We start from the raw sequence: 2324 nt of genomic DNA on the forward strand, positions 1-2324 counted from the left end.
CGAGATCCCGCCGGCGTGCCGGCGGTGTGGGGACGCGCTGATCCCCGGGGCCACCGCGCTGCCCCCGGGGCATCCCGCCCGTGCGGGGTGGTGCCGGGAGTGCGTCCCCGTGCCGATCGCCGGTGACGTCGCCTGCCGGGTACGCGCCGGGTGTCGTGGTCGACGTCGACGACCCGACGTCATACATCGTCTGACCGCGCTGCCGCGTGGGCCGGCGGCCGTGGAAGTCGCCGAGAGGGGTAGCGGCGGGTCCGCTACCAGGTAGCGGCCGCGCGGCCGGTCGCAGGCGCCCTGAGCTCGGCGGTAGCGGTAGCGCCGGGTGGGCCGGTGGGGTTCAGGACCCGGATCCAGCGGGTGCGTCGTCTCGGGTTGGCCGCTACCGCGACCGTCGCCGCAGGTCAGTCCTCGTCGTCGTCCTCGTTGTCGTTGTTGGCGGCCGCGGACTGCGCCCGGGAGCCGAACCCGGTCTGGCCGGTGCGGCTGTCGGGGTCCCGGTCGCCGGCGGACTGGATCCGCGAGGCATCCTCCGACGTCATCGGCGTGCTGCTCGTGCTGTTTGACTTGGCCATGGGTCCAGGGTCGCGCGGTTCGCCGGCGAGGGCCAGGCGGCCGCCGCCGGCGAGTCGAACCTGCCCGGTGCTACGACCCGCGAGGCGCCGGCGTACCGGTGGGCGCCGGGTGCAGCGTCAACGAGGGAGTGGGGCTGGGATCGGGCGCCGGCGTTCTCGACGCGGCCGGAGTGCCGGCCGAGGACCGCGGCGGTGTCGGGTCGCCGGGGACGGGCCGGGGGAGGCCGGACACGCAGCTGTCGACGAAGAAGGCGTTGACCTGGGACGCCCATGCGTCCGTGACGATGGTGCTGTCGGTGCCTGACTCTTTGGCGTCGGTGGGAATGTCGTTGCGGGCGAGCCCGTCGTAGGCGGCCTGGCATCGCTTCGGGTCGATCTTCGCGCCCTGGGAGGCCAGCAGCCGGTGTGTCTCGACACCGCGGGCGGCAGTGGCGCGCAGGTAGGCCATGCGGGCGTCGTAGTTGGCGACCGACGGGCTTGAGCAGGCGGCCAGGGGCAGGAGGAGGCTGCCGGCGAGGAGCAGGCCGGACGTAGACCATCGGACTCGCAACATTCGCGATTTAGACACAACTACCGATCGTAGTGATTTGTATGCGTAGGCGATCAGCAAATGGTCCGATACGCGATCGCTCCCACCAACCCGCTGCCGACCGCGGTAAAGACATGTCGGATGCGGGCGGGCGGGTTGCTCGGCCTGGGTGAGCTGGGCTGATGGCCGCCAGGCCCTCGCCGCGGTGATGGAGTGGCGCAGGGAGCGGCGTGGGGAGCGGCGCGAGCCATCAAAAACGCGCGTTTTTGATGGCTCGCGGGTGCCTCGCAGACTTTCTTCACGGTTTCAAGGGCCGCCCCGCGCGGCGCACGGCGCCGCGCCGCACGGGTTCGCCGCGCGCCAGTCCGGGGGCCCGCCTCGCTGCGCTCGGTACTACGCAAACTTACCGGTCTCGATCAAGCTCAAAATGGCCCTCCACGGAGCCAGATTTTCCCTGTGCCCCAGCGGAAACCTCGGAGAGGCTTGATCGCCAAGAGGTGCGGAGCGTTTTGCGATCCGGGCTCCGCGGCGTGACGACGAGCCGGTGGCTCCGGACCTGTGGTTTGCCGCTGGGTGTCAGCGACGTCGCGCTGATCCAAAACGGAGATCATCATTGCTGCAGCGGCCTGTCGACGTGTGGATCTGGGTGGGTTTGTCCGGTTTGCTCGGCCAAGATCAGGTTCCGGCGGGCCGACGAGATCTCCCGGGCCGTCGAGGCCGGTTACGGGGCTGTTTTTGTGACCAGAACAATCCCCCACAGCGCCGAAGATGAACTGCGCACAACCCTCGGCGGGCTGACTGAAGGCCGAGCCTGGGCTTCCTCGCAGACGATGGTCAAGAGGGCGCGCGCGGAAGCCGGCTTCCTGGGGTGCATTACGGCGAAGGAAATCACCCGAGGAAACAATGGCTGGCACCCTCACACGCATGATGTGGAGGTCTTCCGGGAGCCGGTCACGGCGAAGGCCTACGGGAAGATGTCGAAGGAGTATTTCGATAAGTTGAATGCTTTCTATGTGCGGCAGGGGCACAAGCCGATGGTGAAAGGCATCGGTGTGAAGCTCGATATCATCACCCGGGACTCCGACGCTCTCGGCCGCTACCTGGTCAAGCTCCAGGAAACCGGTGTCGGACTGGGAAACGAAATGGCCCGGGGGGATTTGAAGAAGGGCCGGAAAGGGAGTGAGCCTTTCCCGGTAACGTTTCGTCGCTTTGCGTGACATCAATGT

3 protein-coding genes are annotated in these 2324 nt (G+C 68.3%); 1 reads left to right on the plus strand and 2 read right to left on the minus strand.

Annotated elements, in window-relative coordinates:
• Nucleotides 1-398 precede the first annotated feature (398 nt).
• Both G6R25_RS23455 and G6R25_RS23460 read right to left on the minus strand, forming a co-directional pair.
• Complete coding sequence (locus G6R25_RS23455; protein WP_163554600.1) at nucleotides 399-569, minus strand: hypothetical protein; 171 nt, start codon at nucleotides 567-569, stop codon at nucleotides 399-401.
• Between the two features lie 70 nt (nucleotides 570-639).
• The gene (locus G6R25_RS23460) at nucleotides 640-1122 is read right to left on the minus strand and encodes a hypothetical protein (protein ID WP_163554601.1); all 483 of its coding nucleotides are present in this window, start codon (nucleotides 1120-1122) and stop codon (nucleotides 640-642) included.
• Nucleotides 1123-1628: 506 nt separating this feature from the next.
• Here G6R25_RS23460 and G6R25_RS23465 point away from each other — a divergent pair.
• Nucleotides 1629-2315 carry a rep family protein gene (locus tag G6R25_RS23465; RefSeq protein WP_163554602.1) on the plus strand — a complete coding sequence of 229 codons (687 nt, stop codon included), beginning with the start codon at nucleotides 1629-1631 and terminating at the stop codon, nucleotides 2313-2315.
• Nucleotides 2316-2324 lie beyond the last annotated feature (9 nt).

The sequence above is a fragment of the Candidatus Frankia alpina genome (assembly GCF_902806485.1).
GTDB classification, from domain to species: Bacteria; Actinomycetota; Actinomycetes; order Frankiales; family Frankiaceae; genus Frankia; species Frankia alpina.